The 5,951-nt window shown below is 45.5% G+C and carries 1 protein-coding gene and 1 pseudogene; one reads left to right on the top strand and one right to left on the bottom strand.

The features are described from left to right. Positions 1–74 precede the first annotated feature (74 nt). Positions 75–239 (top strand): annotated as a pseudogene (locus tag R7040_RS24165) (4Fe-4S dicluster domain-containing protein); the annotation flags it as partial. A gap of 84 nt (positions 240–323) precedes the next feature. On the opposite strand, the gene R7040_RS24160 reads toward R7040_RS24165, so the two are convergent. Next, positions 324–5,951: VCBS domain-containing protein (locus R7040_RS24160; RefSeq protein WP_318097234.1), on the bottom strand; the 5,628-nt coding region annotated here is incomplete at its 5' end.

Genomic DNA, 5,951 nt, shown 5'->3' with positions numbered 1-5,951 from the left:
GCTACGATGATTAACTGATGTAACCGATCAGATCGTAACTTCCTGATTTAGTTCCATCGAATTACGCAACAAAGCCTGCTGGCGTGTATGAAGTGGTAGAAGTCGAAGGCGAGCGAATATTCCAAATCAATGCCGCAAATTGTGTGCATTGCAAAACCTGTGACATCAAAGATCCATCGCAAAACATTACATGGAAAGCACCAGAAGGTGGCGGTGGACCGAGTTATCAGAATATGTAGTCCCTGGATTAACCAAAATAAAACGGCATCTGAATAGTTCAGATGCCGCTTAACATTAATGGTTATCTTGCCAAAGATAAATTATTAGTCCGTTGTAAACACGTGATGTTGGAACAACTGGTCAACAATTTCATGCGAGGTCGCTGATGCGCCCAGTTCTAGGCCAGACATGTCGAAGTGCTCCAGTGCGACCGATGTAGATTGGCCTGTCTCATTAGTAATCGTTAGGTTGAGGGTATCCTGTTCACCATCAAAACTAGCGCTGACGTGATCCAACAAGGCTTCCATGGCCGCCACATCATCATCTGCTGGTGAAACAATATCACTCAAGTCTAATTTATCTTCACCGAGATTAAAGTCTTTGATGACATCCATAGATGCTTCAGAACTTAAAGACTCATTGGTGAAAGTAAACGTATCGCTCCCTTCACCTCCCGTTAGGATATCATTCCCTAAACCTCCGATGAGAATGTCATTGCCAAGACCACCCACTAGGATGTCATCGCCTGCAGCGCCATTTAAGGTATCTGCACCGTCTTGTCCCAGCATGATATCAATAGTCTCACTACCATCAAGCAAGTTGACCAGGTCATTACCCATGACAGCATGACGCTCAGTAGAAGCGACGTCTGCACCTGATTCACTAAGTGTTAGAGTAAAGGCGTTGTCACTCACCCCGCCTCTTCCGTCTGACACTTTAAAGAGAAAGTTAAGATCAACTTGTTGGTTACCTTCTAAGGTAAAGCTATCACTTTGTGTAAAGCTGTAACTGCCGTTTGACTCGACCTCTAACAAGCCAAATGCCGTTTCAACATGTAAGCTCCCATCGACTTGACTCGTCGAAAAAACAAGGTCTTGGTCGACGGTGACATCATGCAAATCAGCACTTAAAAGAGTGAAATCCCCATCAGCCAAAGAGACTGTCATGATGTCGCCATCTGCATCTTGGCTTCCTGACAGCAACTCACCAGCAATTGGTTCAGGTGAAAAATGATTGAGGAATTGGCCTAACTGCTCGCCAGAATCGATAAATACAACTTGGTCGCTCAATTCTTCCAGTGCTTGGGCTGCACTTTCATTGTCTGACGTTGCAATACCAATACCATAAACTTTGGCATCATGCGTTTGCTTATAGTCTTCCCATCGTTCATTCAAATCTGGAGCTGCTGTTTCACCTTCTTTAGGGTTTGGTGCACCGTCAGAGATAAAGAATATGGTCTCTTTACTTTCGATTGGCTGTTCTTTCAAGTACAGATCCCAATCAAAATTGCCGTTTTCATCTAAGCCATCTTGCCAAGGGAATTGAGTTCCTATTTCATTGAAGGCCATGACGGCTTCTAGTGCCTTGCTGTAGTCTGTGTTCGTACCGTGATTAATATCACACCATTGACTCACGTAAGAGGCAACTTCGCTGAGATATTCAGGATCATTGGAATCACGTCCATTCAGCAAAGGCGGACGGCTCATTTCCTCTACTTGATCTAAAGTTAACCAGCTCTGTGTAGACGTATCTCCATCAAAGCGAACCAAACGAATGTAAGTATTGGATTGCCCACCCTCTTCAATCATGTTCTCAACCATTGAGTGAAGGGCTTCCGCAGCTTTGTAAGCTCTTGATTCTGTCTTGGGTGCAGTAGCCTCACTACCGACGGTATTTTGCCCATCAAATGTGCGAGTCATACTGTTTGATTCATCAAACACAACCGTCACTTTGTTAATCGGCAAGTCTTCCATTTCAGCAAAGCCATGTACTGGCGATGAAGTTGGGGCATGGTTTTCAGTTACATTTAGAGTGACCTGAGTTGTGTCTTTGTCCGTACCATCCGTCGCCGTGACTTCCAACTGATAACTATCCTGAACAGAGTGGTCTAGCTTAACTCCGTCTTTAAGCCAAATCTCACCGCTATTTGAATCTACGCGGAATAAATTGGCATCACCGCCACTTAGCTCGTATTTAATGGTATCTGCACCATCAGGGTCGAAAGCTTTAACCTTACCCACCAACAATCCAGCTTCCTGCTCTGCAACGTTAAAAGTTGCATTATCCGCAGTTGGCATACCGCTGACATCGGTTCCATGAGTCTGATCTGCATCAGTATTGCTAATAAACTCAGGAGCGCGATCTCGAATATCGATTGTCACTTCACCAGTCGCGGTATCGCCGTCTGCATCGAGAACGGTGATATTGAATTTTTCTTGTTGATGACCCTTAACATTCGTCGCTTTGTAGTCATAGCGACCATTTTCAAAGTTAAGAGTTAGCGTACCATGCTCTGTGTCGATCTCTGCTAACGAGTGTAGAGAGATAATTGCCCCATTACTGGCACTTACTGTGCCATCAGCTTTATTGTAATGATAGGTTTCACCATCAACTTCAATTTGATCCACCCATTGGCTATCGCCATTAATATCATCTAGAAGATTGCTCTGAAGCTGCCCTGATACTGTTTTGTTCAGAAGCCCCTCTATTTGTGAGTCATCAGTTACTACCAGTGCAGAGCCTTTATCGGTTGCAACTGGTTCTAGATATTTCATATCCGCACCAGCGCCAATACCAATTGACCAGATGTTCTCTAAAGATGCACCACTCGAATCGATACTGCGATCCATCGCATTTTCAAGAATGATGCTTTGCTCAGCGTCTGTCGGTTGATCCCAACCATTAGCTAAGTACTCGTAGCGCTGCTCACTTTCAAAATCGTCTGCTGTAGACCACTTCATTAAGCTCTCGCGCAACTCTGTATATGCCGGATCTGACGTATTTGTCCATGAATTGAAGTCGCTTGGCGCACCATCCGAAATAAAGTAAAGCTGATGATTGCTAGTGTCATCTGTTTCTTGGCTAAGGTCAGTTAAGGCAGCATTTACCTGGTCAATCGCTTGGCTATATGGCGTCCAGCCACCACGACCAATTGAATCCAAGTAAGCATCAATCTCATCCACAGATTCTAGCCATTCAGACGTTTGACCATCTGGATAACCTGAGTGCGTCGCAATCTTAAATCGAACGTCACCAAGATCATCATACTTTTCAAACATGGTCTTAATTGCACTGCGTGCTAGGTCCCAGCGAGTAACTTCAACGCCTTGCTCGTTTTTAACCATGTCATCCCACATCGAACCCGATGCATCTAACGCGATAACAACACTGTTGTTTTGTGGATCAACATCCATGATTTCATGGTGCTCTGAATTAACTGAAGGTAGAGAGTCAACAACACCAAGGTGCAAAGTTGCATTTTCAACTCGGCCACCCGCATCCACTTGAACGCTAACAGGGATATCTAATGTGTCAGCACCGAGTTCCGAGTGATCTACTGGCTCATATTGCTCGACGGTATAATGCCCAGTTTTACCATCAATGCTCGCTTCAATGACTTTGACCTTATCATCACCTGAGCCAACATATCCGGTTAAAGTACCGCGATCATCACTCACTTCAAACACCACTGGCTTGCCTTCACTGGTAACGGTCTCCAGATTCTGTTCAGAATCAAATCGGAACTCAGCATCTGATGCAGAACCAAGGTTGGCAACTAAATCACCTTCAGCATGTACGCCAGAACTCGCACCAACTGCAGACTCATCGAGCATGATATGCGAATCATCCAATGAAATAGGCTCACCTACTACATGCACTGTTACTTCAGCTTTATCAGTCAGACCATCCGCATCTTCAATGACGTATTCAAATGAGTATTCCTTTATTTCCCCAGTCTTAATCGTGCGCTGATCTTCTGGCAATGATTCAAGATATTTGGCTGCATCAAACACCAATTTGCCATCTATTAAGTTTAGATATTCTGTTTGTGGGTAGTTAATAATAGTCAGTTCGTCACCGTCTGGATCGCTATCATTCGCTAACACATCCAGCTCTAGAATACCGGCTCCTGTTGTTTGATAGTCCTCATCAAAGCTCGTCAAATCGGCAGAAACTTGTGTTACAAAGTACTCCGACCCCTTAGGATCAACCAAGCCATCTTTGTAACCCACGGCTGACATTTCAATGCTATCAAAATATCGACCATCCGCATCAATACTTACAACTTGCTTACGATTGCCAGTTCCTTCAAATACTCCCGAAGCGACAACCTCACCTTTGTAGTAAGCCTTCCAAACACCGCGCTCAACTCCAGGCTCCCAAGAGCTCCAAAGATTTTCAACTTGAACTTTAGCATGATCTGCGACTTGTCCATCAGCGAAAGTGAAACGCATAGCCTCACTGTGTGAAGTAGCATCATCGAATCCAATTTGACCGTCTTTTACCTGATCCGTACCACCATCTAAGGAAGAGCTAACCCCATACTTATGCGTACCACCGTCACCAGTGTAATCCGCCTTGTTAGCGTCACCGATTTTGTTACCTGTGTTGGTATCAACGATGTAGTAGTCCACACTAATATCTGCACTGTCGTCCCAGTTCGTGTGATCTAAAACCTTAGTCTCTTTCTCAATACCTTTGTCATCTTCAGCGATTGGAGCTTCGTTAATGTCATTTATCACGACATTGACGTTAGCCGTATCCTTTGCCCCAGACTGGTCTTCAGCTTCTACCAATAGTTGGTAGCTATCTGACGTTTCATGGTCAAAGACTACGCCACTTTTAACGCTGATCTCACCTGTGTGACTGTTTATTTCAAAAAGGTCAGTATGGTTGGTTAACTGATAAGTTACATTGCTACCTTTATCGACATCAAATGCCTCAACCTGCCCAATTACGCCAGCAACAGCATTCTCATTAATGCTAAATTGGTAACTATCGGTATCGGCTTTGCCATCTTCATCTAGGCCGTGGCTATCATTCGTTCCACTAATAAATTCAGGAGCATCGTTGTTACCTGTAATAGTCACAACCACGTCATGAGTCGTGCCATCTGCAGATGTTACTGTCATGGTACGAATAACCGGATCGCTATCGGCGTCTAACGATTGCACGTCTGGGTGGCTATTGTTCAGCTTATACGTCCAGTTACCTTGCTCATCGATCGAGAAGGTACCCCAATTGTCATCTTGAACGTCGGTTTGGGGCTGGAAGACCGCTTCACCTGCATCAGGGTCATCCACGTTTAAGTTGCCGCCAGTGGTCAGCGTTACGTCTTCTTGAACCGCGCCTTTATCATCACCCGGTTGGTCTGGTGTGATGATCGCTTTGTCGTCTAAGCCCGTGATCGTCACGACCACGTCATGAGTCGTGCCGTCCGCAGATGTTACTGTCATGGTGCGAATCACCGGATCGCTATCGGCGCCTAACGCTTGCACGTCTGGATGATTATTGTTCAGCTTATACGTCCAGTTACCTTGCTCATCGATAGAGAACGTACCCCAATTGTCATCTTGAACGTCGGTTTGCGGTTGGAATACCGCTTCACCTGCATCAGGGTCATCCACGTTTAGGTTGCCGCCAGTGGTCAGCGTTACGTCTTCTTGAACCGCGCCTTTATCATCACCCGGTTGATCTGGTGTGATGATCGCTTTGTCGTCTGAGCCCGTGATCGTCACGACCACGTCATGAGTCGTGCCATCTGCAGACGTCACTGTCATGGTGCGAGTCACCGGATCGCTATCAGCGTCTAACGCTTGCACGTCTGGATGATTATTGTTCAGCGCATACGTCCAGTTGCCATCAGCATCGATAGAGAACGTACCCCAGTTGCCATCTTGAACGTCGGTTTGCGGTTGGAATACCGCTTCACCTGCATCAGGGTCATCCAC

The organism is Vibrio sp. 1069, from assembly GCF_033340555.1.
The sequence above is the reverse complement of the archived record's forward strand: the minus strand, read 5'-3'. Positions and strand labels throughout refer to the sequence as shown.